This window comes from Paenibacillus sp. FSL E2-0190, assembly GCF_037992965.1.
In the GTDB taxonomy this organism is placed as follows: Bacteria; Bacillota; Bacilli; order Paenibacillales; family Paenibacillaceae; genus Paenibacillus_AQ; species Paenibacillus_AQ odorifer.
Map to the genome: position 1 here is coordinate 446,636 of NZ_CP150306.1, position 25,565 is coordinate 472,200.

Genomic DNA, 25,565 nt, shown 5'->3' on the forward strand with positions numbered 1-25,565 from the left:
ATGAATGGCTGAGCGTGCGAAGTTCCGGTTATTTCCACAAAAACAGGGATTTTTCCCTTTTGTATGGGCTGTTTATCTGGTTATGCCCATCCTGAATTTGCGCGGGGAGACTGGAATGAAGCTCATTCTGGGCGGGATTATGATAGTGGTATTTGCCCTCAGCTATCGCCAGCTGTATTGGGTGCGGGGTGGAGTGTTTAATGTTTGGTTAATTATTCAAATGTTGATCATCGTGGTGCTTAGTGTGTTCTATACCCCCTATAATCTGTACATGGGCTTTTTCACCGCAAATTTTATCGCATATTATACGGAGAATAAAGGTTTCAAAATTGCATTTACTTCTTTTGTGATCATGATCCTTTCGGTGCTGGTCTTAGTGGGTCGTGGGATGGAGTGGGGAAGTGTGATATTTTTAGCTCCGTTTATTATTATTATGTTGATTAGTCCGTTCGGAGTGAGGTCCATGAATCGGAATCAGAAGCTGGAGAAAGAGCTGGATCAAGCGAATGAGGTAATTAAAGAGCTGGTGAAGCGTGAGGAACGAATGCGAATCGCCCGTGACCTGCATGATACCCTTGGCCATACCTTGTCCTTGATTACGTTAAAGAGCCAACTCGTAGAGAAGCTGGTGACGAAAAATACGGAGCGAGCTCAAGAGGAAGCACGAGAAATTCAGCGCACTTCACGGGCTGCGCTCCGTCAAGTGCGTGAGCTAGTGTCGGAAATGCGAGCGATCTCAGTAGCAGAGGAACTGGCTGAAGCTGGAGAGATGCTGCGAACGGCAGAGATCGCCTTAGAAGTGGAAGGGGATATCTCTCTGGAGGGGGTATCCGACCTGACGCAAAATATCCTTAGCCTCTGTATCAAAGAAGCAGTGACTAATATCGTAAAGCATAGTAGAGCGGACAAATGCTTCATAGGAGTGGCAAAGCTGGCTGGAGAAGTGCGAATTACCGTTAAGGATAACGGCATTGGTCTACAGCATGGGGAGAGAGGGAATGGTGGGCTTAGCGATGGAAATGGCATGAAGGGAATGGCAGAGCGTCTATCCCTGATTGATGGCTCCCTGTCGCTAAGCTCAGCTGAGGGTCAGGGAGCTACGCTGATCGTTACCATCCCGCTAATCGTAAAAGATGCACAAGGGGGTGAGACTGCATGATAAGCATTGTTATAGCGGAGGACCAACGTCTGCTTCGGGGAGCGATGGCTTCTTTGCTGGATCTTGAAGACGATATCGAAGTAGTCGGAGAAGCTTGTGATGGGGCGGAGGCGTTAGCTTTAATCGACAAGCTTCAGCCGGATGTCTGTCTCATGGACATTGAAATGCCGTTCAAGAGCGGGCTGGAGGTTGCAGAAATATTGCGGAGTAAGGGTTGTCCGACCCGAATTATTATTTTGACCACCTTTGCCCGTCCAGGGTATTTTGAGCGTGGAGTAAAGGCTGGTATTCAAGGGTATTTGTTGAAGGACGAGCCTGTAGATAAGCTAGCTGAATCTATTCGTCGTGTCATGGCTGGACATCGGGAGGTATCTCCTGAGTTAGTCTTCGGCAGTCTGCGGGAGGAGAATCCATTAACAGCACGGGAGCGCGAGATTTTAAAACTGGCTGGAGAAGGGCAAACCGCGAGCGAGATAGCCTTTTCGCTGCATCTGTCTTATGGCACTGTCCGCAATTACATCTCTGAAATACTCAATAAGCTGGAAGTGAAAAGCCGGATTGAGGCGGTACGGCTGGCGGAAGAAAAAGGCTGGATTTGAGGGGAGGAGGGCATTGTTATGCAAATATTTCTGATTCGTCATGGTGATCCGGACTATTCCATAGATGATCTAACGGAATTCGGGCATCAGGAAGCAGCGGCATTGGGAAAACGCATGGCATCTATCGGACTGGATGAATTATATGCTTCACCATTGGGTAGAGCACAGACAACAGCAAGTTATGTGGCCAAAGAGACGGGACTTGTAATTCAGACAGAACCTTGGACTTGTGAATTGGATTGGACAGGGATTATGTTGGATGGACAAATGGCGCCTATATGGGATAGTCCGGGAGAACATATTAGTGAACTATCGAGTGGAAAAAGAGAATGGTCTGATCAAACAGATCATTGGTTAAAACAAGAGGAATACAGATTGCGGTTTAGCGAACTACAAGCGGCTTCAGATCAATTCTTGCTTAGCCACCACTATAAAAGAGAAGATGGCCTATATCGTATCCTCGAGCCTTCTACCAAGAAGATTGGAGTTGTGTGTCACGGTGGCTTTGGCCTTGCATGGCTAGCCCATTTATTGCAGATTCCTTTAGCCTTGGCTTGGTCCGTATTTTGGCTTGCTCCAAGCTCGGTAACGACGATCTTGTTTGAAGAGCGCAGCGAGCACTATGCAGTTCCCAGATGTATTGGATTGGGAGATGTCTCCCACCTCTATGCTGGGGGTATGAACTATCGCCCAAGGGGATTAATGGGTAATCATGTTTAAGGTGACTGATTAAGAGCGAGCAAGAACATTGTCTATGAAGTGAAAGGCCATCCCGCAGAGGATGGCCTTTTTTAATAATACAAGAAAGTATAAGTTTGGCACGAGACATTATCCTTCTATTTCTCGCATAAACGCTTACCGTCCTTTAGGGGCACCGAAGGCGCTTTTGCTTGCATATAAGAATCATGCCCCTTGCCCAGTTCCTGATTTCCACTTGCTATTGTGCTAACGGACTTAGATGCAGCTATTTGTACATTTTAAGCCTTTTGGAGGAAGTTGCGGACTCGAGTGGACCTCTGTCAAGAAAGTGGACAGTCACGCAACAGACATTCTAGTCAATTGCTCAGCAAAACGAACTGGAGAAAGATACCCCAGCGCGCCATGCATTCGCTTGCGGTTATAGTAAAACTCAATATATTGAAAAAGTGTCTGGTAGGCTTGCTCCTTAGTTTTGAATCGCGGATTACAATAAATGAGCTCCTTTTTCAAAATGCTGTGCCACGACTCGATACAGGCGTTATCATAACAGTTACCTCTGCGGCTCATGCTGGACTCCATGCCATACGCTTTCAACTGCTTCGTGTATTCATGAGAAGTATATTGAGAACCTCTATCGGAGTGATGTAATAGACCCTTTTCCGGTTGTTTAGCTTCGTAAGCATCTTGTAAAGCGCCCAAAATCAAGCTAGTTTCCATATGGTTCTCCAAGCGCCACCCCACGATTTCGCGCGTGCAAAGGTCCATCACACTTGCCAGGTACAAGCGCCCTCCCCGGCAAGGAATGTAAGTAATGTCGGTAACCCATACTGAATTGGGTTTGAGTATTTTAAATTGCTGGTTCAGCGTATTCGGGGCAATCGGATGGTCATGATTGGAGTCGGTGGTCTGTACGCGATACGTTTTGGAGACAATGGAGCGAAGCTTCATATGTCGCATGTACACACTCACCGTGCGTTCGGTAACGGTATAACCTTCTTGATGTAACAGGCGGGTGATCTTCGGACTCCCATACCGCTTTTGATGGTCTGCAAAATGATACTGAATTCGCTTCATTATCGCAGCCTTACGAAGCATATGCGTACTGGTTTTTTCTGTCCGCCACTTGTAGTACCCGCTCCGTGACACATGTAGGGTCATGCACATCTTCTCCAAGAGAAACTCGGAGCGATGTTTTTCAATAAACTGGAATCTCAGTTCCTTGGTTTGCTGAAGATGTGCACTGCTTTTTTTACGATCGCTAATTCCTCTTCCACATCGGCAATCTTGTTATCTTTTTCTTGAAGTTGACGGCTCATTTCTTTCAACTGTGCCTCGAGTTCCCGTACTCGATCCATGCTAGCCGCCGGTTCATTCTTTAGTTCTCGATACTGGCTCATCCATTGATGCAGGGTACTTTTTGGGATGTTGAGCTCTTCCGCCAAGTCGCCCACTGTCTTTGTTTGCTCTTGAATGAACTGCACTGTCTGTTTTTTAAATTCTTCGTTATACCGTTGTCGATGTTCTCCCATGTGAACACACCTCCGTGGACTCATTATCGCCAGTCTGTTAACTAGTGTCCACTTTTTATTCTAGCTTCATTATTTGCCATAAATGGAGGGGATATCGTGCTATTTTAGTGATATAAAGTCTTTGAAGTCCGTTAGCATCCCAGAACAGCGAAATAGTTACGAATAAGGGCTGTGGTGTCCGAACGCAATTCTGAATTCTGCTCGCAATAAAGCTACATTTGCAGATAGCAGCAGCTTTTTCATGAAATGGTCCACTAATTTGGGTTTTGAGCCTAAATTATCTGAAATTCCACTCTTCACCGTGGATTTAATTTCACCTGTGAACCTTTGCCGCCTGTCTGGATGCCAGTATCTTTGACTCCGACTTCCTTGAGGTCAGCTACGAGGCGTTCTAGTACCGTCTTTGCGGCAGCAGCTTCCTTCGCACCGGAAGCTTTGACAACTAATTGCACCGGCTTGCCGGAGCGTAGATGCTTCTCGGCCTGACGGAGCTTCGTATCGTAGTCATGCTCTTCAATATGAGCAGTGAAGCGGAGCTCTTTGACCTTCTCCTTGCTGCCGCCCTTTGCAGCTGAGCCCCCACTGGCCTTGCGTGCTGAGGCTGCTTCTTTCTGCGCGGCCGCTTTTGCTTTGCCCTTTGCAGTTAGGCTGCAGGGCGGTGGGCTGCTCATTAGCGAGGTGCATACCAGATCAGCTCCCGCTGATCTGGCCATGGCCAGCGCCTCTTCCCGTGAGACGATACCCAGCTTCTCACCCCTAAGTCCTGTAAGAACTACTTCGGATGCTCTGATTTGTTCATTGATTAATACTGCCACTGCTATGAATCCTCCCCTGATAACGATGATAAAGCTATCATATATGGAACTAGCTTGAGGTTCAAATGTGGAGCGTAGGATTAGCGTTACTAATCCTCTCAATTTCTTCTTTTATGATTTGTAGGATTAGTTTTTTAGATGATGTTGCTAGATATTCTCGGTTGCGCCGCTGCAATATACCCACTTGAATGAACGGCTCGCTTAGTTCAACATCTATTTTTACGATATCTGTCATTAAAGCTGTCGAATCAAGCACTACCCCTACCCCAGGGTTCTTTCTTACAAAATGAGGAATAGCAGAAATTTGGCTTATGGTGGATAAAGTGGGCTTTGATTCGAATCTCGAAAATTGCTTAGCTAACCGAAGGTGATATAAGCAAGTGCGTCCTCCAGCTATAATTGGATATTCAAGAATTTCTCGAAATGAAATCTCGTCTCGTCCGCTTAAAGGATGATTTTCATCTACTATAAAAGCGATCTTTTCGTGATAGAGCGGTTCGAAATAAAAGAAAAACAGGTCGGACGGCTCACCGCAGATGGCAAAATCCAGTTCACTTTGTAGAACAAGTTGTGAGAGGGAATCAGTGTTACCCTGAATGAAGTTACATGCCATCTTTGTTTTTTGCTCCTGAAACTTTCGCAAGGCGTTCGGTAGGACGGATTCCATCATGGATTCAATGCTTCCGATATGAAGTGTACCAATTTCGTCATGCTGTAAAGCTTTGGTGAGTTCTGTTACATAGTTCCAATGTTGAATAAGGTTATCGATTTCCCCTGCAAAAACTTGCCCAGCACTTGTCAGTTCTACTTCCCAGCCTCTGTGAAAGAGTTGTATGCCCAGTTCTTTTTCAAGTCGTTGAATTTGGTTGGTAATAGTAGACTGTGCATAATTCAACTTCTCGGCAGCGCGTGAGAAAGTGCCTTCTTGAAGAATGGTCTTAAAAGCCATCAGTTCTTTTAGATCCATCGATTGTCACCTCTATCGGTATAATTGATTAAGATTATTATCTTATTCAATTATATAAATCAAAATACTGAGAGTACAATAAAAGAATTCCAAAGAAGGAGTGAATTAAAATGCCATTCATTAGAGTCAGTTATCTGGAGCAACAATACGACATTCATCAGCTAGAAGGAATATGCAGAGCGATTATGAGCGCGTTAATTCAGCATTTCCATGTACCGGAGGATGATATGTTTCAGGTTTTTCATGCGCATAAAGCGGGGGAATTTTTTTATAGTAAAGATTATTTAAATATTGAACGAAGCGACGGACTGATATATATCCAAGTTACGCTAAAATCCGGAAGATCAACGGAACAGAAGAAAAGCTTTTACGCGAGGCTAGCCGAGGAATTATCGATGACGCTAAACATCAGAAAAGAAGATATATTCATTGTGCTCGTCGATACGGAATTCGAAGATTGGTCGTTTGGTAACGGTGTTGCTCAAATGCTACAACCTCCGGTTAGGGAGGTGTAATATGGCGCATCAGAAAATCGTCACAAATGTACGGGAATCGTTAGGGGAGTTCGCTCCGGCATTCGTCGACTACTCGGAAAATGTGTTATTTGGGGACTTATGGAGACGTGAGCAATTATCACTTCGGGATCGTAGCATGATTACGATTTCTGCCTTGGTGATGGGGGGCATGACGGAACAACTCCCCTATCATCTGCACTTGGCTTTAGAGAACGGCTTACAACTTGAAGAAATCGTGGAGGCCATCACCCACCTTTCTTTTTATGTAGGTTGGCCGCGAGCCTCTTCAGCTCTAGAGGTTGCAAAGGATGTAATAGGAAAAAATAAATAACGTCTGACTTTTCAATCCCATCCGTAACCTTTAGGAACTTCATTGGCACTTGTATATAATACGGAAGAAGGGAGCGGAGGACAGATGCTTCAGTATATCGAAGAGGCTAAACAAGGAGACCGACAAGCTTTTGAACAGATTGTTAAGCACTTTACACCGATGGCCAATGCAGTTGCGTTCGAAAAGCTGCGTGACTATCAATTAGCGGAAGATGCTGTGCAGGAAGCTTTCACAGAAGCCTTTTTGCATTTGAATAAATTACGAGCAGTAGAGGCATTCCCGGGCTGGTTTAAAGCTATTGTGGTGCGGCAATGTTATCGCATCTTGCGAAGAAAGCAACATCCTGCATTACCCTACGATGAAGCTGCGCAAGCGACAGAATCTTCATTTTCTATAGCAGATATTATTGAGAAAAAGGAAACCCAACGGCTGGTTCACGAGTCTATAGCTGCATTAACGTCCAATATGCGGATTGCCGTTCAATTATATTATTTTCAAGGCTACTCACTACAAGAGATTGCTGACTTTCTGGGGACTTCGGTTTCGGTATTGAAGAAGCGACTTTTTGATGCCCGCCGCAAGCTGAAAGGTGCATTGCCTGTGGCAGATGTTCTTTCCGTATTCAACCATTTGTACGAAGGGGGAAAAGCTGTGCTTCACATTGTAAATGGAGATGTAGTGGGAGAGAAGCTGCGGCAAGGAATCGTGAAAGGTGATGTACTAGTGTGGAGAGAGGTATATTCGCATGGGCCGGTATTTTTGGATCCTGCCGATGGAGATAACCGCGCTGTTCGAGCGCAATATTTGGAACAAACGATGGGGATTCCGCAGAGGGAATTTATCGCCAATAGTGAGAGGCAAGAGAAGATTTTAGCTGATTTCCATAAATATGAAGAAGTGGTGTTATGGTTCGAGCATGACCTTTTCGATCAGACGATGCTCAGTTATTTACTCCATTGGTTCTCGAAGCAGAAAATGTTAACCACCAAGCTAAGCTTACTATGCATTGGAGAGTATCCGGGAATAAAGTTATTTCGAGGACTTGGACAACTTTCTATAGAGCAGATGGAAACATTATCAGGCACATGGAAGCTAATCGGAGCCAAAGAATTAGAAGCAGGTCAAGCACTCTGGGAAGCCTATGTATCACCGAATCCAGAATTGCTGCAACAACGATTAACTACAGATACATCGGCGTTACCCTTTGCACATGACGCCTTCCGGGCGCATTTATCGCGCTTTCCTTCTACTACAAACGGACTTGGCATCGTAGAACAAATCACGCTGGAGATGATCCATGAGGGAATAAAATCACCCTATGAGCTGTTCAAAAATGTGGGTGATAAGCTTCATATCTTGGGAATGGGCGACTTGCAATATTGGCATATCCTAAGAAAGATGGTACAAGGCACGTACCCTTTGCTACAAACCCATGGATGCAATGAGTTCCCTGTTTATAACGATTCAGTAATGCAATTTAAAGACTGTGAGCTTGTATTAACAGAGCTAGGTAAGAGTGTAATAGCTGGAAACGAAGACTGGGTGCAGAAGAATGGCAGCGATGAGTGGTTTGGAGGTGTACATCTGCAAGGATTGACTCCGCGCTGGCGGTGGAATCCGTTGGTCGGTGCGCTTCAGGAGAGAAGTGCCGAGGCGTAATTTATTAATCTAAATGTTTGCTACACAAGGCATATTGAGCATAAAAAGACTTCCACTAACTTGGAGATACTCAAACGCTCCAGAGGGGGAAGTCTTTTTTGTTGTATCCATATATTATATGAATAGTAAATATAGTATATATCATCTATTTAAAGGGTGATTGATCTTTGTTGGAGAATATTATCTATAGAATAAATAGTGAAAGTATTCACTTGATGATGCAAAGGGAGGAATATTCGTTATACGATAGGAGGATGATGTATCAATGTCCATACAGAATAAAACAGCAATGATAAGAATTGCAAAAGCAAATTTAAAAGCGGAAAAAACCAAAAATTACTTTGTAGGCAGTGTGATAGCTTTAGCTGCGTTTTTATTAACTGTTGTAATGACCTTTGGTTATAATTCTTTTACTAACCTACAACATGAGTCGAATTTCCAGGCTTTATTCTATAATCTCAATAACAATGAAATCTCACGATTGAAAGAAATAGAGGGAATTAATAAAATCGGACTCTATAAGGAAATAGGCAGAGAGAAAAAAGAAGAACGTTTATTGTCCATTCTCTACACGGATCAAGCCATGATGGATTTATCAAATGCCAATATCGTTCTGGGGAAGTTCCCTACAAAAGAAAATGAAATTGCAATAGAAAAAGACTTTCAGTTATCCGATGATCGAAGCCTGGGGCTTGGCGATTCTATTTCTTTGCAATTTAGAAACAATGCCAGCAAAGAATTTCAAACCAGCCAATTTGTGATTTCTGGAATTCTGCAAACAACCGCATCAGGTAACGAAAATCGAATCGGCTACAATGCTCTGGTATCAAGCGCGTTCGTTGAGGCAGATCCGTTTCTTTCCAAAGAGGATTACTCCGCGGCAATTAGCATCAACAACAGCAGCAGTTATTCCAACGAGGAACTGAAGTCAAAAATCAAAGAAATAGGGCAGCGAATGGGTATCTCTGAGAGAAATATTCAGATCAATAATGTGAATGTGGACAGTAATAATCTGTCAGGAAGCACTGTGATATCCATCTTGTCTATCATGCTGATCATCGCACTGGCTTGTTGGCTAGTTATCTACAATATCTTTTATATTTCAATTACTAAGCGAATTAAACAATACGGACAACTTAGAGCAATCGGTGCAACAAAAAAGCAGATAAAACAGCTAGTTCTATATGAAGGGAAAAATCTTTCAAGAAAATATATCCCTATTGGAGTTATCTTAGGATGTTTAATGAGCTGGATTTTAAGTGGCTTTCACTGGAATGCAGTTCCAAGTTTTTCACTTGCCTTTTTAGCCGGTTTGCTCACCAAAGTAACAGTTAGAGCTTCATTAAACGCACCATCTAAATTCGCATCAAGAATCTCTCCTATAACGGCGATTAGACATGTAGATGCCGATGTTAATACAAAAAAGGAGAAAAGAAACTCGAAAAGACTCACACCATTTTCTTTAGCTGCATTGAACTTATCAAGAAGCAGGAAAAAGACGGTGTTAACTTTGCTGTCTCTTTTTTTAAGCGGAACGCTATTTGTTTCCTTGGGGACATTATTAAACTCGGTCGATCCAATCTCAAAAGCAGAGAAATATTTTCCGAATCATGGTCGGTTTGATATTCAAATTAATAATGAGTTGTATTCTGAAACAACCTCATTAAGTGATCTTCAGACGGAAGGGCAACTATCTACTTCTTTAAAAAATAAAATCCTAGCTATAAATGAAGTTGAGGACGTAATCGAACATCAGTATATTGAAGCTGCTATCGAAGGAATAAAAACGGATGACGGGGCCGCGATAGTCAGTATTGAGAATATCCCTACGTTAAACAACGAAAGATGGAGTAGTCATTTGGCTGAGGGGAAGATCCCAGATGTTGATTCGTCGGATGCATCCTACATACTCCTTAACAGCGCCAGTAGTGACTTAGATTATTACGGGGCTCATTACGCTGTCGGTGATCATATTTCATTCATAATTGCTAATGATCAGGAGAAGGCCAAACATGATTTTGAGATCATTGGAGATATTACGGATAAGAATTCAGGAACTTCATTTTATCTTCCACCCAAAGTAATGCAAACTGTAGCCCCTTTTAATAGCAATAAGAGCTACGAAGTTATTACTATGGATAAATCGAATGAAGAGTCAATAAAGAGTGAGTTAGAGGGTGTGATTCTCAATGAGGATACACTCAAATTATTGTCTTTTTCCGAAGTTGTGGAATCCAATAGAATTGCTTTTAGAACTATCACTATTTCAGTGTATAGTTTTATGGTTTTTATAGCAGTATTCAGTATGATCAATCTCTTGAACACCATAATCACCACTATTTCTGCAAGAAAAGGGGAGCTAGGCCTTATGCAAGCCATAGGAATGAGCCGAAAACAATTAATGGCTATGTTAACCTATGAAACAGGATTTTTAGTGGTTGGAAGCTTTACGATGGCTCTTTTTACGGGCAATCTAATGGGATACATGATAAGTAAGAGTGCAGGGAATATGGGGGGGCTTTCCTACATTCAATACCAATTCCCTTGGAGTGCTATTTTCCTGTATTTCTTGGTTATTTTACTTGTCCAGACTGGTATGGTTCAGTTTGTTAGACGATCAATATCGAAGCAGAGCATTATAGAGCAATTAAATTAACGATGCGGAAAGTTTAGCTATATTTAATAAATCCCTCGCCTTTATACGGGCCAAACGTGAAAATAAATAGTGAGTAGTAATTAACGTTGAAGGGTGATTTATATGCTGAAACTGCCGGTGTATCATTCCGTAATTTCTTCCCATGCCATAGTACCCGTAATTAATGATCTTTATGAAATCGGGGATGTTTTGGAGTGTAGTTTTTATGAGAACGGACTTAATGATACCTATTTACTAAAGACCTCTATTGATAAATACATTCTTAGGATCTATAAAGCTCATTGGCGAAATAAACATGAGATTGATTTTGAAGTGGAGTTATTGAATCACTTAAATAAGAAGAATATCCCGGTATCGGCTCCGGTAATCAGCAGGGATGGTGGTTACCTAATTGAGCTGGAGGCTCCTGAAGGAACACGTTACGCAGTTCTGTTTACTTTTGCAAAAGGCAATTATTCCGATGAAAAAGCTAGCTGTGAATTATACGGTGAACAAGTGGCTAAGATGCATCTGGCTATGGATGATTTCGAATGTGGGCAGCAAAGATTTACGCTTAATCTGGATCATCTGCTTCAAGAACCGCTTCAATCGATTCGCAAGCCTTTATCCCACAGGCAAGAGGATATCGATTATCTAGAATCTTTGTCGGAAGTATTGGCAAATAGCATAGCTGAAATCTCATCAGAGCTGGATTGGGGGGCATGTCATGGTGATCTTCATGGAGCGAACGTACATTTCTACGAGGATACCCTGACTCATTTCGACTTTGATTGCGGAGGTTTTGGCTGGAGGGCCTATGATGTTTCCGTGTTTCTGTGGTCAAGGGTTAGAGGGAAAGAACGAGAGCATTTTGACAATGAACAATGGACTGTTTTCCTGAACTCATACCAAAAGCATAAAGTATTATCTGAGAACGATTTAAAGGCAATCCCTATATTTGTTGCTATCCGGGAGATATGGTTGATGGGTCTGCACACAGGGAACGCACAGGTTTGGAGTTGCGGGTGGCAAAACGATCATTACTTCAATACTAATCTGCAATTCCTACGTAATTGGTGTGAAGTTCATTCTATCCAATAGACAATACCCAAACAAGAAGCCACTCCATATTTAGGGGTGGCTTTACTTCAGTCATTATTCATAAACGTCTTATGATAAGCGTTACGATATTGGGTGGGTGTCATGTTTTCGTATTTTCGGAAGAGGCGCATGAAATATTTATCGTCGGTGAACCCCGTCTCTGTCGCGATGTCCCTCACGCTTAATGCGGTTCTGGTTAGTAGCTCCTTTGCTTTAGTCACACGTACTGAATGGATATATTCTAATGGCCCCATGGAGGTATGCTGTTTAAATAGCCGAGCTAGATAGTCCTTGTTGTAATTGAATTTATCCGCGATGATGGCCACGGTAAGCGGTTCGCTTGCATGTATCCTTGTCCACTCAGCTATTTTGACGAAGGTGACATCTTGCTGTGCGCGGATCAGCTTACTGGCGAACGGCTGAAGTGCATGCTCAGACAGCTCAATTAAAAGCGAGGTCAGCAAATAATTAACGCTGGAATAGGTTAAATACCCCGAGTTGGCCACATGAAGGATTTGATTCGCCAGAATATGAATCCGGTCACTATGTTCGATTTTTATGATTTGGGGCAGATATAGATCATGTACGGACCATAAGCGCTGTGTGCGCGAAAAGATTTCTTCTGCCTCAGGCTTCATTTCCTCCTCACTCAGTAATAACCCCTCGGTTGTCAGTTCGAAATGAAACCAATAAAACTTAACCCCGGGTCGTGACTCTCTATAGCCGACATGTGTGCGATTAGGCATGAGCAGAAAAGCTTCGTCAGGACCTACTTCAAATTGTTTGTTCTCCTCACTCAAATATACCGTTTCGTTCACGCCAATGATTAGTTCGTAGTTCCCCATAACACGCTCCACATGCTTCCATGGTGTTTCTGAGATAAATTCACCTGCCGCTGTAAAATGAACAGGTACATCTGCATTTATTTTTAAGTAGGTCATGCGGTCCTCCTAGCAATCAATAAGTCGGGTTTGTCCACTATTTGTACGACTGATCTACCGACAAATCAACGTTCCGGTGTTATCTTATGGATACAAATATACACTTGTCATCTAACCCTGACAAGATTGCGAGGGAGCGATTTCATTGAAGACGCAAGCTTTTGATCTACAGAACGTACGAATTGATTCAGGTCCACTTCTCCATGCGATGGATTTAAATACTGATTATTTACTTAAGCTTGAGGCAGATCGGCTTCTGTCGCGTTTTCGCGAATATGCTGGCTTAGAGCCTAAGGCTGCTCACTACGAGGGCTGGGAATCTCAGGGTATTAGCGGCCATACGTTAGGCCATTTTATTTCTGGATGTGCGTTAATGTATGCCTCTACGGGAAATGAAGAGCTGCTACAACGCGTGAATTATGTAGTAGATGAATTAGAGCTATGTCAGGATGCGCATGGCAATGGCTTTATTTCCGGCATTCCTCGTGGCAAGGAGTTATTTGAGGAAGTGAAGGCAGGCGACATTCGCTCACAGGGCTTTGACCTCAACGGAGGTTGGGTGCCGCTTTACACGATGCATAAGCTGTTTGCAGGTCTTCGCGATGCTTATCGATTGGCCGGCAATCAGAAGGCGCTCGTTATTGAAACGAAGCTGGGGCTGTGGCTTGAGGATATTTTTGCAGGGCTGAGTAAAGATCAGATCCAAGAGGTGCTGCGTTGTGAGTTTGGCGGCATGAATGAAGCGCTGACGGATTTGGCAGAGGATTCCGGAGAAGATCGTTTCCTCGCGTTAGCGGAAAGCTTTTATCATGGGGAAGTGCTTAATGATCTGGCCGTAGAAAAAGATACCCTAGCTGGAAGACATGCTAATACACAGATTCCAAAAATCATCGGAGCTGCTAGACAATATGAGGTAACTGGGCAGGAGCATTATGCAGGTATTTCCCGCTTCTTCTGGGATCGGGTCGTGAATCATCATTCTTATGTGATCGGCGGCAACAGCTATAATGAGCATTTTGGTGAACCGGATAAGTTAAATGATCGATTGGGTGAAGGTTCCTGTGAGACATGCAACACGTACAACATGCTGAAGCTGACTAAGCATATGTTCCAATGGGATGCGTATGCAGCGTATGCGGATTACTACGAACGTGCGATGTATAATCACATCTTAGCCTCTCAGGAGCCGGTAGATGGCCGGGTATGTTACTTCGTATCTCTCGAGATGGGTGGACATAAATCGTTTAATTCGCAGTTCGAAAGCTTTACGTGTTGTGTAGGTTCGGGAATGGAAAGCCATTCTATGTATGGCTCGGCGATATACTTCCATAGTGCAGATGAGCTTTATGTCAATCAGTACGTACCTTCTACAGTGGCTTGGAAAGAGCAAGGCATTAGCTTGCAGCAAGAGACCAAGTTCCCGGCAGAGGGACAAGGTGTACTGCGGATCAGTGCAGCACAGTCAACGAAATTCACATTAAAGCTAAGATATCCTTACTGGGCTGAGCAAGGGATGAGTGTTAGCGTAAATGGTGAAGATGTTCAAGTAAATGTAGGCAAATCTAACTACTTTACTTTGGATAGAGAATGGCAGGATGGAGACGTTGTCGAATACGATATTCCGATGTCGGTGAGAATCGAGACGATGCCGGATAATCCGAACCGAGTTGCATTCCTTTACGGGCCACTTGTGCTGGCAGGTGATTTTGGGCCTATAAATGCAGAGGCCAATAGCGATCGCGCCCTTGCTTCCGTATTAATCGGAGATCGGGACACACTGACGGACAACCTCATCCAATCTAATGTGAGCAAAAATGTGTTCCGGATGAAAGGTTTAGGGTATACAGGGGATCATGAGCTTCGTCCGTTCTACCCTATGCATGATCATCATTATTCCGTGTATTGGGATTTATTCACACCGGAAGAGTGGAAGCTGGCAGAGGCTGAATATCGCGAAGCCGTGGAGAATAACTTGCTGCTTGAGCAGTTAACTGTCGATTCGGTACAACCTGCTGAAATGCAGCCTGAACGCGATCATAATTTCACAGGTGAATTTGTAGGCTTAGGTAAAATCCACAATCGCAAGTATCGGGACAGCTGGATCAATGGCTGGTTCTCCTTCACGATGGAAGTTTTGCCGGATGAGCAAGTGGATCTGGTGGTCACGTATCTGAAGTCGAACGATACTTCGCTGGCATTTGATATTTTGGCGGATGGGGAGCAACTTGGTGTAGGCACTCTTGAGTCTGAGGAGATGAATAAGCTGGAGACGATTCGCTATGAACTCCCGCAGCCGATCACGAGCGGCAAATCAGCAGTTACGATCAAGTTTGCTTCTCATGAAGGACATAAGGTTGGCCAAGTGGCCGGACTACGTATCGTTAAACGTAATTCTTGAATAAAAAGGCTTACAGAATTATAATAGGGTCAATTCTTTTAATTGAGGTGAAATGGATGTCTTTCCGTACCGTTACAAGGAACTAGTTATCGGGCTGGGTGAAACGCGTACCAGCTATCAAGGGGGGAGTCTACCCTTTTGATTACAACTAACTAGAGCTTTGAACGGTGCCATAGGCAGCTATTTTTGTAGAGCCAGGCACTTAACCTATTTAACTTAGAGAACCGTTTATTTGTGGATGGTTTTTTACAGTGGGATAGAGGCGCCTGGCTTTTTTGCATTCAATTAAAAGAGGGGATAAATGATATGTTAAAAAAGAGTCTAGCTCATCTAAAGTGGTGGGTATGTGGTTATATTTTATTGGGTTTTGCCATTCAGCTGTTAAGTAGTTTAGGGGTTGTTGTCTTTCAAAAAATATTAGATAAGGCCACGGTAATCAACAGTTTTGGTGAAATATCCACATTAATTATGGTGTATGGGTTTCTGCTAGCTGGGGTGGCGATCCTGAATTATATAGACGAATACCCGAGTGTGTTTTTATCGAACAGCATCACGGAGCGGTTAAAGATTATTGCACTGTCCAAAATATCAAAAATGGATTATCAAGCGTATCAGGATATGGGAACAGGGCAGATGATTAAGGTGATCGAGAACGGGGCAGCGGCTGGAAACAGCATTATTTTTTCTTTTTTTCTCAAAACATTACATGAGTTGTTACCTACTCTTCTATTCAGTCTAGTCTTTATCAGCTTCTATGATCTAAGGATCATGTTAGTGATTGCAGCTGGCTACGTGGTTGTCTTTCTGATAACAAATCTGTTGTTGAAATTTCTGTATGCCATGAAGGCTACCATTCTCCAAGAGCAAGAAAAGATGTCCAGATTCTCTATCCGCGGGTTTATGGAATTGGTCGTCTTTAGAACCAACAAGAGATATGAGAAAGAGATCGATAAATTAAGCCAGACTGCACGCACTATCATTCATAAAAATGCTCAGCTAAAAATGATCCATGAAGCTTTTTTTGCTATATTCGAGTTATTTGTCACGATCATTAAAGTTGTTGTCCTGATTTATGGTGTGAAAAGCATTGTCGCAGGCGAGACCTCACTAGGTATTGTGGTCGCATTGTTTATGTTCATCGATAAAATTTATACCCCAATTGCCATCTTTAATGTTTTATTTGTAGATTACAGACTGAATAAAGTGACCTACAGAAGATTCGAGGAATTTATTGCTGCCCCAGAAGATAAGAACTTGGAATCCGGAGAAGCCATCACTGAGCTCCAAGGCAATATTGAGTTTAGGGAGGTGTCCTTTACTTATGGGAATGTGCAGATTCTGAATAACCTGTCATTTTCGCTTACGCGAGGAGCTTCCGTTGCTATTGTCGGATTAAGTGGAGGCGGGAAATCTACGCTGATTAAATTGATTGTGGGGTTATTAAAAAAGGGCGAAGGTGAACTCTTACTGGACGGTAAGGATATCGATGAGATTCGTTTGAATAGCTACTATGATCATATTTCCTATCTATCCCAAGATACGCCGATTTTTGATGCTACGATAAGGGATAATATTGTATTTGATGAGGATACTCTGTCCGATGAAGAGCTATATGAGATTCTGGGAAAAGTTCATTTGCAGGAAAAAGTAAGCCATTTACCGGATCGCTTAGATACTTTGGTAGGCGAAAAAGGTCTCAAATTATCAGGAGGCGAAAGACAGCGATTAGCGTTTGCCAGAGTCATTGCCCAAAAAAGAAATATTCTAATTCTGGATGAGCCCGTGTCAGCGCTTGATAATATCACTGAGCAAAGTCTTATGGAGACGATTTTGAATGAATTTAAGGACAAAACTATCATCATTGTGGCCCACAGGCTTAATTTTATAAAAGACGTTGATAAGATATTGGTAGTCGATCAAGGGTCAATTGTTGGGGAAGGGAAGTTTGATGATTTAATAGAACAGTGCGAAGCTTTTAAAGCGTTATGGAATAGAAAAATATCGTTTACAGATTATCGATAAATTGCTAGACTCTTCTAAAAAAAGAGGTGCTATCTATGGCTTGGCCAACACATATTGTAGCGGTGGGTGGAATTGCAATAAATGAAGAGGGAGATATTCTTTTAGTAAAAACACATCATGGTGGCTGGGTATTTCCTGGAGGACAAGTGGAAGTTGGAGAAAACCTAATGGATGCACTAATTCGCGAGATTAAAGAGGAAAGTGGAATAGATGTCGTTGTTTCTCAATTGATTGGCGTGTATTCGAATACAGGTATGCATAAATGGTATGACGGTGAGACGGATGTTCCTACCAAGGTCATGTTAGACTTTATCTGCAAGCCCGTGGGTGGAGAATTAAGTACTTCGGAGGAAACATCTGAAGTGATGTGGGTAGCCAAGGAGAAGGTGCTGGATCTGATTTCTGCAGCGGCTATTCGTACCCGCTATCAAGCTTATTTGGATTTCGACGGAAATACTAGGTACATGGATTATGTAACTGGAGGTGCGTTTGAAGTTAAATTGGATCGGACGGTGTAAAAAAGAAGCTTTGAGGCTTTCCCGAAAGGGAAGGCCTCTTTTGTTGGGAATGAGCAATCATTCCGCTATATCGTATAAGGATTGTGTCGAATCATCTCAATTAAATTCACTGCGGCTGCTGATAAGGGCTCATTTTTACGTGTACAGATCGCAATGGTATTTTTCAGATGGACGCCTTCTACATATACTCGGCACAATTCTCCACGCTCTACATATTTGCGTACGACTAATGAAGAAACGAAGTTTGCACCATATCCGGCGATAACGGCTTTGATGGCTTCATGTAGTCCATTAAATTGCAAAGAGATGATAGGAGCGGGTGTGTTGTATGTGCGGCATAAAGATAATAATCGCTCCCGCGTTGAACTCCCTTCTTCACGCATAACGAAGGGTTCCTTCATCATTTCGGATAGAGAAACTTGCTGATTGGCATAACGATGATCGGGTGCGACTACAAACCATAACTCGTCCTGAAATAACTCCTCTGTCTGGATTGTATCTGGATAAGCCTCGGCGATTCCTCCATAAATAGCTATATCCACATCTACATTTAACAGCTGCTTGAGGGCATCACTTGAGTTGGTAGTGGTGATCATCATCTCCACTTGTTCATATTGCTGCTTAAACTTTGCAATCCAGGTAGGAATGAGAAAGTGAGCAGGCAAATACGTTGCGGCTAGACGGATACTTCCGTTACTGCCGTTAACATAATCTTGAGCGAATTGCTCAATTTGTTGTTCTACGGCGAATAGTCGCTTGGCGAGTAGAGTAAGCTCTTCCCCTGCATCCGTTAAAGCAATTCCTCTGCCTTGAGGTTTAAATAGGGCAAAGGACAGTTCCTTTTCGAACTTCTTAATCTGCGCAGTGATGGCAGGCTGACTTATATTTAAAATTTCTGAAGCGCGTGTCACACTGCCTGCCGATGCGATTACATGGAATAAGCGTAAGGCATGTAGGTTCATGGTTAAACTCCCATTCTTCGATTCATATATTAAATATATAAATTAAATATAAAGATATATTATATTTATGATTATAACTGATTTACAATACAGATATAAAGATGAACTTGGAAAGATGAGATTAGGGAAAGGAATAATGGAGAGGAGGTTTGGAACTGTAGGAGCGTAGCGATCGCCTTTGTCTCCGGATTTCAACCATGAACAGTGTTTAAATTGAAGAAATCTGGAGACAACAGCGACCGGAAGTCCAAACACTCCTCGTAGTTACGAACGATCCCTAAATGTGGAATTTATAAGTTCATCTAAACCAAAATCAATACTAAAGGAGAAGTGATAAATATGAATCAAACGACTACTTGGGATAAAGTCGATCAGTATATTACAGAGCGCCTGATTCCACAGGACGTTGTATTGGAAGAAGTGTTGGTCACCAATCAACAGGCAGGGTTGCCGCCCTTTGATGTTTCGCCTAGTCAGGGGAAATTCCTCAATCTACTGGTGCAAATGAAAGGTGCACGCCGGATTTTGGAGATTGGCACCTTGGGCGGGTACAGTACGATTTGGATGGCAAGAGCCCTGCCGTCTGACGGACAGATAGTTACCTTGGAGCTGGATCCTATTCATGCGCAGGTAGCTAAAGCTAATCTTTCGCTTGCCGAGGTGGATCATCTGGTAGAGCTTCGTGTAGGGGATGCATTAGAGCAACTGTCTCAGATGAAACAAGAGGGCGTTGAACCCTTCGACTTTATTTTTATAGATGCCGATAAACCGAATAATCCTAACTATTTAAAGTGGGCGCTGCAATTCTCCCAGCCAGGAACGGTGATCCTTGGAGATAATGTGATTCGTGAAGGGGAGGTCATTAATGAGAATAGCGAAGACGCTCGTGTAGTAGGCGTACGGGAATTCTATGATCTGTTGGCTGAAGAGCCTAGAATTTCGGCTACTGCCATTCAGACGGTGGGAAGCAAAGGTTATGATGGATTTGTATTGGGGATTGTGAATAGCTGAGGGATTCGACAGATCCTCTGAGCGTTACGGACCCCGTTGGCGTTATTTGCGAATTTTTAGCCTATAGAGCAGGGTTTCGGACTCCAGTGACGCTATTACTTAGAAAGAGGTTCATCTGTGTCCGATAGATGCCGGTGCCTCCTACCTGTAAATGATATCAAATCAAACAAAGGTGTCCCTAAGCCATGATGGCTTTTGGAACACCTTTGTTATTTTAAAGCGCCTCTTTAATTACCTTTTTGTAATAGAAGACGGACAATATTGCAAAGATCGAATACAAAGCAGTGTATAACAGCATCACCAGAATCATCGGTGTCCAAAGCTCTGTGCCGAATAAGAACCAGCCGGATTTAACGGCGAAGTAGCTGTGAAGCAGACCTATGACTAATGGAATACCGAAGTTGAACAATTGTTTCATCTGTATACCTCTGAGCAAATCACCTTGCGTGAACCCAAGCTTTCTCAGAATGGTGTAGTTAGGTTTTTCATTTTCACTTTCATCCATTTGTTTAAAGTATAGAATACATCCGGAGGTAATCAAGAAGGTTAACCCCAGAAAAGCAACGATAAACATAATGAGTCCCATATTTTGTTTTTGACCTTTTATCGACTCTAATTGAGAGTCTTGTTTGTTTTTCTCATCAAATTTCAAGGTCTTGAAAAGTTCATTTGCCTGTTCAACGCTGGCCCGGACTTTCATATCAATCCCGATATTAAGGGAGGATCCCCTTTGAAGGGCAGGATCTAAATCCTTCTTTAAGCGCTTAAAGATCGATTCGTCTACAACCGCAACCGGTAAGCCACCACCTGTGTAATACCCTGAAATGGGACTTTCGATATCTAATCTTTTATAATCCTGTGGAAAAACCTCATGTAACCCTTTGAGTTCAATCGCACCTTTATCTTTCATAGTAACAAAATTATCCAGTGCACTGCTTGATTTCGTAAAATAAGCTTTATCTGGAGTTAGATCAACGTCTTCAAGTGCATTTTCACTTATGACCGCCAGGGTCATAATATTTGAAAACATATTGTCTCCGTCCGGTTTTTTAACAAGAATCTCTTCAACATCTACATCGACCTGAAGGACTTGGGTCCTTCTTTCTGTAAATACTAAATCATTTGCCGTTAGGATCTTTGTAAATTGTTCAGCCTCTTGGGCATTCGTGAATACAAAATCCGTTGGGACATATTGCTTGGAAGTTTTCTCAGCAGAGTAAAAGGAAATGTAGCTAAGGGATAATAAACCCAGGGCTAGTGCCGATACCGTTGTGATGATGGTCAATAATACGGCATTGGATTTCATGCGAAACATAATGGAGGAAAGAGATAGAACCTCTCTAATGTTCAGATAGCCGTTTTTCCGCTTACGAATGATATGAAAAATAAAACTTACCGAGCCTTTATAAAATAGATAGGTCCCAATAATGACGGATCCCAAAATAGTAATCATGGATATAGCCAATTGATTCATTGAGGTTACGTCGTCGGTAAGTAATTTAGAGGAGAGCACATAGCCCAGTAGGATTAGGCCAATTCCGACAATCCCTATGATCATTTCAAAGAAGGATAACTTTTTCACTGTACCTTCTGTTGTTGAGGTTACCCGGAACAAGGATAAGATACTTTGTCTTTTAATAAATCCATAATTCATCAGCATGATCAAAAGATAAATCACACAAAATACGATCAACGTCTGAATCAAAGCTTCGATAGAGAAATGAAGGGAGGCTATAGCATCGACCCCCATTATTTTAAATAAGATCATGAGGATCAATTTTGAGATAGAAAAGCCTACTAATATCCCCAGGACCAAGGAACCGAAATACAGAATAAAGTTCTCTGCCGAAAGAATGCGGAAGATTTTATTTTTGGTCATTCCAATTAACTGAAATAAGCCAATTTCTTTGCCGCGTCGTTTGATGAAGATCGTATTAGCATATAACAGGAAAATAGAGACAATTACGACTAGTAAAACCGAGGCAGCCGTGATGGCTGCGCCCCCTTTGATAGAGCTTTCCAGCTCATCCATCGAGGGATCGTATTGCAAGGTGACAAAGGCGAAATATAAGGCCACACTAAAAACTAGCGCAAACACGTATAGGTAGTAATTTCGGATGTTTTTTCGCAGATTTCGAATCATTAATACATTAATGCTCATTCTGCACACCGCCTAATACACCCTGTGTTTTTATAATGTCGTTGAAGAAAACTTGTCTTGATTGTTCTCCTTTATTTAGTTGCGTATAGATTTTTCCATCTTTTATAAAAATAACTCTACTGCAATAACTGGCAGCCACTGGATCATGTGTAACCATAACGATGGTTGCTCTTCGTTTTTGATTGAGTTCACTTAGCTTATTTAATAAATCAGAAGCGGATTTAGAATCCAGCGCCCCGGTAGGCTCATCAGCAAAAATAATACTTGGATCATGAATGAAGGCACGAGCTGCTGAGGTACGTTGTTTTTGACCGCCAGAGATTTCATTGGGGTACTTATTTTTTAATTCCAAAATCCCCAATTCCTTTGCGAGACTTTCGAATTTCTGATTGGCGGCTTTCTTGGGTGTATTGGTAATGGATAGTGGCAGCAGGATGTTCTCCTTTACCGTCAGCGTGTCCAAGAGATTATATTCTTGAAAAATAAAACCTAAATGATTCTTGCGAAATTCAGCGAGCTGCTTCTCTTTCATATTGGAGATTTCATTGCCCTCGATGGTAATAGATCCGTTACTGATTTTGTCGATCGACGAGAGTACGTTGAGTAGGGTGGTTTTACCTGAACCGGAAGGCCCCATGATGCCAACGAATTCGCCTTCTTCTATACGAATATCGAGTCCGCTTAACACGGATTGTTTGTTTAATTTATTGCCATAGCTTTTATGAATTTTAGTAGCTTCTAGAATTGCCATAATGATTCACTCCTTCGTTTCTTCTTGTATAGCTTTATTATAAAAAAGTTTATTGTTCTTATCCTGCGATTGCCCGAACAAAATATAAAAGCATGTGACATTGTTGTCACATGCTTGAGATTTTAACGAATTCATTTTTGAGTGGGAAGGTTAGCGTAAATGTTGATCCCGCTCCGAGCTTGGATTGAACCCCGATGATGATGAGTAAGGATTGAGCTGCTTTCTGAGCTAAATATAAGCCCATGCCTGTGGCGGCATTGTCGCGATGTACAGTAGTGGAAGTAAACCCTCTGTCGAAGATGCGCGGCAGGTCCTTCGGATCTATCCCGCGCCCGCAATCCTTCACCTCAAGAACGATATGTTCAGCTTGCTGGTAGCTATTCACTGTAATATCAGAAGCCTCACTATATTTTACGGCGTTGGTTAGGAGTTGTCTGAGGATAAAAGCCAGCCATTTAGCATCACTAAGCACTTCAGCAGCTTCTAAGTTCAACTCAAAGCCGATTCCCTTCTGAATACACCAAGATTGTAATGTCTTAATCTCACTAAAAATAAGCGTTTCTATATCGATTTGCTCCATGTACAGGTCGTTTTCAATAAATGGTATCCGTCTTTGATGGAGCTGCTGATCCAGCAGCAGGTGAATACGCAGCCACTCATAGGTCAAGTGCCCCTTCATAACATCATCTTCTATACGCTCAATCATTAGATGCATTGCGGTCAGTGGAGTCTTTACTTCATGAATCCAGGATAACAGCTCATCCTTCTCTTGCTCCAAATTCATTAAATTGTCTGAAGCAGTCCGCTTTAACAATTTCACTTGGTTGGTGATGCTCTCTTCGATGATTTTCTCAAAAGGACTTTCGGCAAGAGCGATGCTTGTCAGATCGAGATCATCGTCCCGCTCATTTAAGCTTTTATAAAATCTGGTTTCCTTAGGATAGCGAATGACTAGAAAAATTACGAAAAAAATCATCGATAAAGAGACCAGATAGAGCACTGAAGACAGGGGGATGGTCGGGTCCATAAAGGTGATAAAGAGCATAAATAGATGTACAAAGAGAAAAAGCAAAATCCAACCGAGTCTTTCGAGCAGGTACTTTTTAATCATAGAGAATCCTCTTCAATGGCTACGTACCCTTGTCCAACCTTCGTCTCAATAAACGCCCCTAATTCAAGCTCGTCGAGCTTTTTGCGCAGCCGATTTACGTTGACGGTAAGGGTGTTATCGCTAATAAAGCGCTTATCGTCCCATAAGCTATTAATTAATTCCTCGCGGGTGACAATTTTATTCTTTTTCTCAATGAGCAATTTCAATATGAAAATCTCATTTTTGGTAAGCTCAATCGTTCCCGTGTCGTTGGTCACTGAATTCCGCTCATAATCGACGGTAGCTCCGCACCACGTTTTGAGTTCAATGTTATCCGTATTGTAATTGTACACACGCCGGAGAATGGCTTGCACCTTGGCAATGAGTACATCGAAATGGAAGGGCTTTTGGATATAATCATCGGCTCCCAGCTGCATGGACATCACCATATCTGTCGGATGATCCCGAGAGGATAAGAAGATAATCGGCAGATTAGAGTGAGAGCGAATCATTCTGCACCAATGAAACCCATCGAATTTGGGTAATTGGATATCAATTATCACTAAATCAGGTTTGATTTCCGTGAATTCCTGCGTAACATTGTTGAAATCTTGAATGCCATATACATCATAAGACCACTGCGTAAGCCGTTCTTTGATCTCATTAAACAGCGTTGTATCATCTTCGATTAATAAAAGCTTGAACAAATCGGTCACCACACTTTTAGTTTCGTGCCTTGCGTTTAGAATACGCTTAAATGATTGAAGCCATACTTTGATTGTGCTTAGAGCATTGCAGATAACACTGTCTGATAATGCGCAAATTCCTTCGTTTCATTAAACTGAGGGCACATTTTCAAGGAGAGCAGGGCGCTTTCGATTAAGAACTCTCTTGGTTCCTTGTTGTTCATGATCTCTTCTTGGATAAAATATAACAGCTTCAGTGCATTGGACAGGCTAGGATCATCGGCGGCGAATGATTTATCAATAATTTTTTTTAAGCTTACGGTCGCAAACGATAAATCATTATTAAAAAAATCAGTGTATTCAGCAACAGGCAATAGTTTCCCTACATGATCGGGGGAGATAAGCTGCATTCCTTTTTCACTTAAGTCCTCAACAATCGTCTGGATAAGAGTAGTGCAATAATTAATGATTTGTTGAGAGGTAATGACTTCATTCATGGCACTGTTAATTTGCAGCATATGTTGCAAGATGCCTGTGAAAATGATGGCTCCATCCAGTAGATAGGGTTTTTTATCTTCAGAAAATATATGCAGGAAACGTTCATGCACCCAGGTTAATAAGGTGAATTTAGTTTTTTTGATGAACGTAATTAAGTCCGGATCATTGGAGACCAGGGCATCTTCAACCAGCTGCAACAATTTATTTTTCTTATTGATTTTCATAACCAGTTGAACCTGTTTAGCGAATATATCAATGTCAGAGGGGTCCTGGCCAATAAGCAGGCCATTTCTGCCTTCTTCCAGCTGGTCATGAATAGAGGTGAACACAGCTTTGAAGAGATCCCCTTTGGAAGGGAAATAATTATAAAAAGATCCTTTGGAGATCCGGCTGTGATTCAGAATGTCCTGTATGGATGTGGCGTGGTAGCCTTTTTCAATAAATAATTCATGTGCTTTTTGAATCACTTGCTCTTTCCGTTTATTTATCATCTTAGGTGCCCCTTTAAGCTGGACTCT

Annotated in this window: 23 protein-coding genes; 12 read left to right on the top strand and 11 right to left on the bottom strand. The window is 42.4% G+C overall.

What is annotated here, in order from left to right:
• Positions 1-4: 4 nt before the first annotated feature.
• Genes NST25_RS01965 through NST25_RS01975 form a run of 3 tightly spaced genes read left to right on the top strand, consistent with a single transcriptional unit; the run spans position 5 to position 2,478 of the window.
• Positions 5-1,159 carry a sensor histidine kinase gene (locus tag NST25_RS01965; protein ID WP_076185649.1) on the top strand — a complete coding sequence of 385 codons (1,155 nt, stop codon included), beginning with the start codon at positions 5-7 and terminating at the stop codon, positions 1,157-1,159.
• Positions 1,156-1,758, top strand: coding sequence for a response regulator transcription factor (locus tag NST25_RS01970; RefSeq protein ID WP_036682756.1), 603 nt, complete (start codon positions 1,156-1,158; stop codon positions 1,756-1,758). Before NST25_RS01965 ends, NST25_RS01970 begins: the two co-directional genes overlap by 4 nt.
• Positions 1,759-1,776: 18 nt before the next feature.
• Entirely contained in the window at positions 1,777-2,478 is a 702-nt protein-coding gene (locus tag NST25_RS01975) for a histidine phosphatase family protein (RefSeq protein ID WP_076275989.1), read from the top strand.
• A gap of 315 nt (positions 2,479-2,793) precedes the next feature.
• Here NST25_RS01975 and NST25_RS01980 read toward each other — a convergent pair whose 3' ends face one another.
• The 4 genes from NST25_RS01980 to NST25_RS01995 form a co-directional block, all read right to left on the bottom strand.
• Complete coding sequence (locus tag NST25_RS01980; RefSeq protein WP_340394351.1) at positions 2,794-3,720, bottom strand: IS3 family transposase; 927 nt, start codon at positions 3,718-3,720, stop codon at positions 2,794-2,796.
• The gene (locus tag NST25_RS01985) at positions 3,669-3,986 is read right to left on the bottom strand and encodes a transposase (protein WP_076301905.1); all 318 of its coding nucleotides are present in this window, start codon (positions 3,984-3,986) and stop codon (positions 3,669-3,671) included. Before NST25_RS01985 ends, NST25_RS01980 begins: the two co-directional genes overlap by 52 nt.
• 296 nt (positions 3,987-4,282) lie before the next feature.
• Positions 4,283-4,801, bottom strand: coding sequence for a translation initiation factor IF-3 (infC, locus tag NST25_RS01990; RefSeq protein WP_076185653.1), 519 nt, complete (start codon positions 4,799-4,801; stop codon positions 4,283-4,285).
• Between the two features lie 61 nt (positions 4,802-4,862).
• The gene (locus tag NST25_RS01995) at positions 4,863-5,768 is read right to left on the bottom strand and encodes a LysR family transcriptional regulator (protein WP_340393248.1); all 906 of its coding nucleotides are present in this window, start codon (positions 5,766-5,768) and stop codon (positions 4,863-4,865) included.
• Between the two features lie 110 nt (positions 5,769-5,878).
• Between NST25_RS01995 and NST25_RS02000 the strand changes: the two genes are divergently transcribed.
• From NST25_RS02000 to NST25_RS02020, 5 genes are all read left to right on the top strand, one after another.
• Positions 5,879-6,283 (top strand): tautomerase family protein, encoded by a 405-nt coding sequence (locus tag NST25_RS02000; RefSeq protein ID WP_076185657.1) that lies wholly within the window; start codon positions 5,879-5,881, stop codon positions 6,281-6,283.
• 1 nt (position 6,284) lies between these two features.
• Entirely contained in the window at positions 6,285-6,614 is a 330-nt protein-coding gene (locus NST25_RS02005; protein ID WP_076124622.1) for a carboxymuconolactone decarboxylase family protein, read from the top strand.
• An 84-nt stretch (positions 6,615-6,698) separates the two neighbouring features.
• Positions 6,699-8,273, top strand: coding sequence for a sigma-70 family RNA polymerase sigma factor (locus NST25_RS02010; protein ID WP_076192795.1), 1,575 nt, complete (start codon positions 6,699-6,701; stop codon positions 8,271-8,273).
• Positions 8,274-8,538: 265 nt separating this feature from the next.
• Positions 8,539-10,929 (top strand): ABC transporter permease, encoded by a 2,391-nt coding sequence (locus NST25_RS02015; RefSeq protein WP_076185659.1) that lies wholly within the window; start codon positions 8,539-8,541, stop codon positions 10,927-10,929.
• Positions 10,930-11,031: 102 nt separating this feature from the next.
• The gene (locus tag NST25_RS02020; RefSeq protein WP_076304317.1) at positions 11,032-12,009 is read left to right on the top strand and encodes a phosphotransferase; all 978 of its coding nucleotides are present in this window, start codon (positions 11,032-11,034) and stop codon (positions 12,007-12,009) included.
• Between the two features lie 47 nt (positions 12,010-12,056).
• Here NST25_RS02020 and NST25_RS02025 read toward each other — a convergent pair whose 3' ends face one another.
• Positions 12,057-12,950: an AraC family transcriptional regulator gene (locus NST25_RS02025; protein ID WP_076124617.1), complete on the bottom strand. Its 894-nt coding sequence runs from the start codon at positions 12,948-12,950 to the stop codon at positions 12,057-12,059.
• Between the two features lie 145 nt (positions 12,951-13,095).
• Here NST25_RS02025 and NST25_RS02030 point away from each other — a divergent pair, with 145 nt between their 5' ends.
• The 3 genes from NST25_RS02030 (at position 13,096) to NST25_RS02040 (ending at position 17,888) form a co-directional block, all read left to right on the top strand.
• Positions 13,096-15,348 (top strand): beta-L-arabinofuranosidase domain-containing protein, encoded by a 2,253-nt coding sequence (locus NST25_RS02030; protein WP_340393249.1) that lies wholly within the window; start codon positions 13,096-13,098, stop codon positions 15,346-15,348.
• 306 nt (positions 15,349-15,654) lie between these two features.
• The gene (locus tag NST25_RS02035) at positions 15,655-17,370 is read left to right on the top strand and encodes an ABC transporter ATP-binding protein (protein ID WP_340393250.1); all 1,716 of its coding nucleotides are present in this window, start codon (positions 15,655-15,657) and stop codon (positions 17,368-17,370) included.
• Positions 17,371-17,405: 35 nt separating this feature from the next.
• The gene (locus NST25_RS02040) at positions 17,406-17,888 is read left to right on the top strand and encodes an NUDIX hydrolase (protein ID WP_076101239.1); all 483 of its coding nucleotides are present in this window, start codon (positions 17,406-17,408) and stop codon (positions 17,886-17,888) included.
• A 65-nt stretch (positions 17,889-17,953) separates the two neighbouring features.
• Here the strand turns inward: NST25_RS02040 and NST25_RS02045 are convergent, their stop codons facing one another.
• Positions 17,954-18,850: a LysR family transcriptional regulator gene (locus NST25_RS02045; protein WP_076185668.1), complete on the bottom strand. Its 897-nt coding sequence runs from the start codon at positions 18,848-18,850 to the stop codon at positions 17,954-17,956.
• Between the two features lie 339 nt (positions 18,851-19,189).
• Between NST25_RS02045 and NST25_RS02050 the strand changes: the two genes are divergently transcribed.
• Positions 19,190-19,861: an O-methyltransferase gene (locus tag NST25_RS02050; RefSeq protein ID WP_076307944.1), complete on the top strand. Its 672-nt coding sequence runs from the start codon at positions 19,190-19,192 to the stop codon at positions 19,859-19,861.
• A gap of 214 nt (positions 19,862-20,075) precedes the next feature.
• Here the strand turns inward: NST25_RS02050 and NST25_RS02055 are convergent, their stop codons facing one another.
• From NST25_RS02055 to NST25_RS02075, 5 genes are all read right to left on the bottom strand, one after another.
• A complete protein-coding gene (locus NST25_RS02055; protein ID WP_340393251.1) occupies positions 20,076-22,022 on the bottom strand; it encodes an ABC transporter permease in 1,947 nt (648 codons plus the stop codon).
• A complete protein-coding gene (locus NST25_RS02060) occupies positions 22,012-22,773 on the bottom strand; it encodes an ABC transporter ATP-binding protein (RefSeq protein WP_076192732.1) in 762 nt (253 codons plus the stop codon). The genes NST25_RS02055 and NST25_RS02060 overlap by 11 nt, the downstream gene beginning before the upstream one ends.
• 106 nt (positions 22,774-22,879) lie before the next feature.
• The gene (locus tag NST25_RS02065; protein WP_076185674.1) at positions 22,880-23,884 is read right to left on the bottom strand and encodes a sensor histidine kinase; all 1,005 of its coding nucleotides are present in this window, start codon (positions 23,882-23,884) and stop codon (positions 22,880-22,882) included.
• Positions 23,881-24,570 carry a response regulator transcription factor gene (locus tag NST25_RS02070; RefSeq protein WP_076124606.1) on the bottom strand — a complete coding sequence of 230 codons (690 nt, stop codon included), beginning with the start codon at positions 24,568-24,570 and terminating at the stop codon, positions 23,881-23,883. Before NST25_RS02070 ends, NST25_RS02065 begins: the two co-directional genes overlap by 4 nt.
• 77 nt (positions 24,571-24,647) lie before the next feature.
• Complete coding sequence (locus NST25_RS02075; RefSeq protein ID WP_248549116.1) at positions 24,648-25,538, bottom strand: TetR/AcrR family transcriptional regulator; 891 nt, start codon at positions 25,536-25,538, stop codon at positions 24,648-24,650.
• Positions 25,539-25,565: the final 27 nt, after the last annotated feature.

Coding starts and splice junctions, on each gene's coding strand:
- NST25_RS02025 (WP_076124617.1), bottom strand. CDS start 12,950: ATGACCTACTTAAAAATAAATGCAGATGTACCTGTTCATTTTACAGCG.
- NST25_RS02060 (WP_076192732.1), bottom strand. CDS start 22,773: ATGGCAATTCTAGAAGCTACTAAAATTCATAAAAGCTATGGCAATAAA.
- NST25_RS02015 (WP_076185659.1), top strand. CDS start 8,539: ATGTCCATACAGAATAAAACAGCAATGATAAGAATTGCAAAAGCAAAT.
- NST25_RS02075 (WP_248549116.1), bottom strand. CDS start 25,538: ATGATAAATAAACGGAAAGAGCAAGTGATTCAAAAAGCACATGAATTA.
- NST25_RS01970 (WP_036682756.1), top strand. CDS start 1,156: ATGATAAGCATTGTTATAGCGGAGGACCAACGTCTGCTTCGGGGAGCG.
- NST25_RS01965 (WP_076185649.1), top strand. CDS start 5: ATGGCTGAGCGTGCGAAGTTCCGGTTATTTCCACAAAAACAGGGATTT.
- NST25_RS02050 (WP_076307944.1), top strand. CDS start 19,190: ATGAATCAAACGACTACTTGGGATAAAGTCGATCAGTATATTACAGAG.
- NST25_RS02010 (WP_076192795.1), top strand. CDS start 6,699: ATGCTTCAGTATATCGAAGAGGCTAAACAAGGAGACCGACAAGCTTTT.
- NST25_RS02055 (WP_340393251.1), bottom strand. CDS start 22,022: ATGAGCATTAATGTATTAATGATTCGAAATCTGCGAAAAAACATCCGA.
- NST25_RS02040 (WP_076101239.1), top strand. CDS start 17,406: ATGGCTTGGCCAACACATATTGTAGCGGTGGGTGGAATTGCAATAAAT.
- NST25_RS01995 (WP_340393248.1), bottom strand. CDS start 5,768: ATGGATCTAAAAGAACTGATGGCTTTTAAGACCATTCTTCAAGAAGGC.
- NST25_RS02065 (WP_076185674.1), bottom strand. CDS start 23,884: ATGATTAAAAAGTACCTGCTCGAAAGACTCGGTTGGATTTTGCTTTTT.
- NST25_RS02035 (WP_340393250.1), top strand. CDS start 15,655: ATGTTAAAAAAGAGTCTAGCTCATCTAAAGTGGTGGGTATGTGGTTAT.
- NST25_RS01985 (WP_076301905.1), bottom strand. CDS start 3,986: ATGGGAGAACATCGACAACGGTATAACGAAGAATTTAAAAAACAGACA.
- NST25_RS01975 (WP_076275989.1), top strand. CDS start 1,777: ATGCAAATATTTCTGATTCGTCATGGTGATCCGGACTATTCCATAGAT.
- NST25_RS02020 (WP_076304317.1), top strand. CDS start 11,032: ATGCTGAAACTGCCGGTGTATCATTCCGTAATTTCTTCCCATGCCATA.
- NST25_RS02000 (WP_076185657.1), top strand. CDS start 5,879: ATGCCATTCATTAGAGTCAGTTATCTGGAGCAACAATACGACATTCAT.
- NST25_RS02045 (WP_076185668.1), bottom strand. CDS start 18,850: ATGAACCTACATGCCTTACGCTTATTCCATGTAATCGCATCGGCAGGC.
- NST25_RS02005 (WP_076124622.1), top strand. CDS start 6,285: ATGGCGCATCAGAAAATCGTCACAAATGTACGGGAATCGTTAGGGGAG.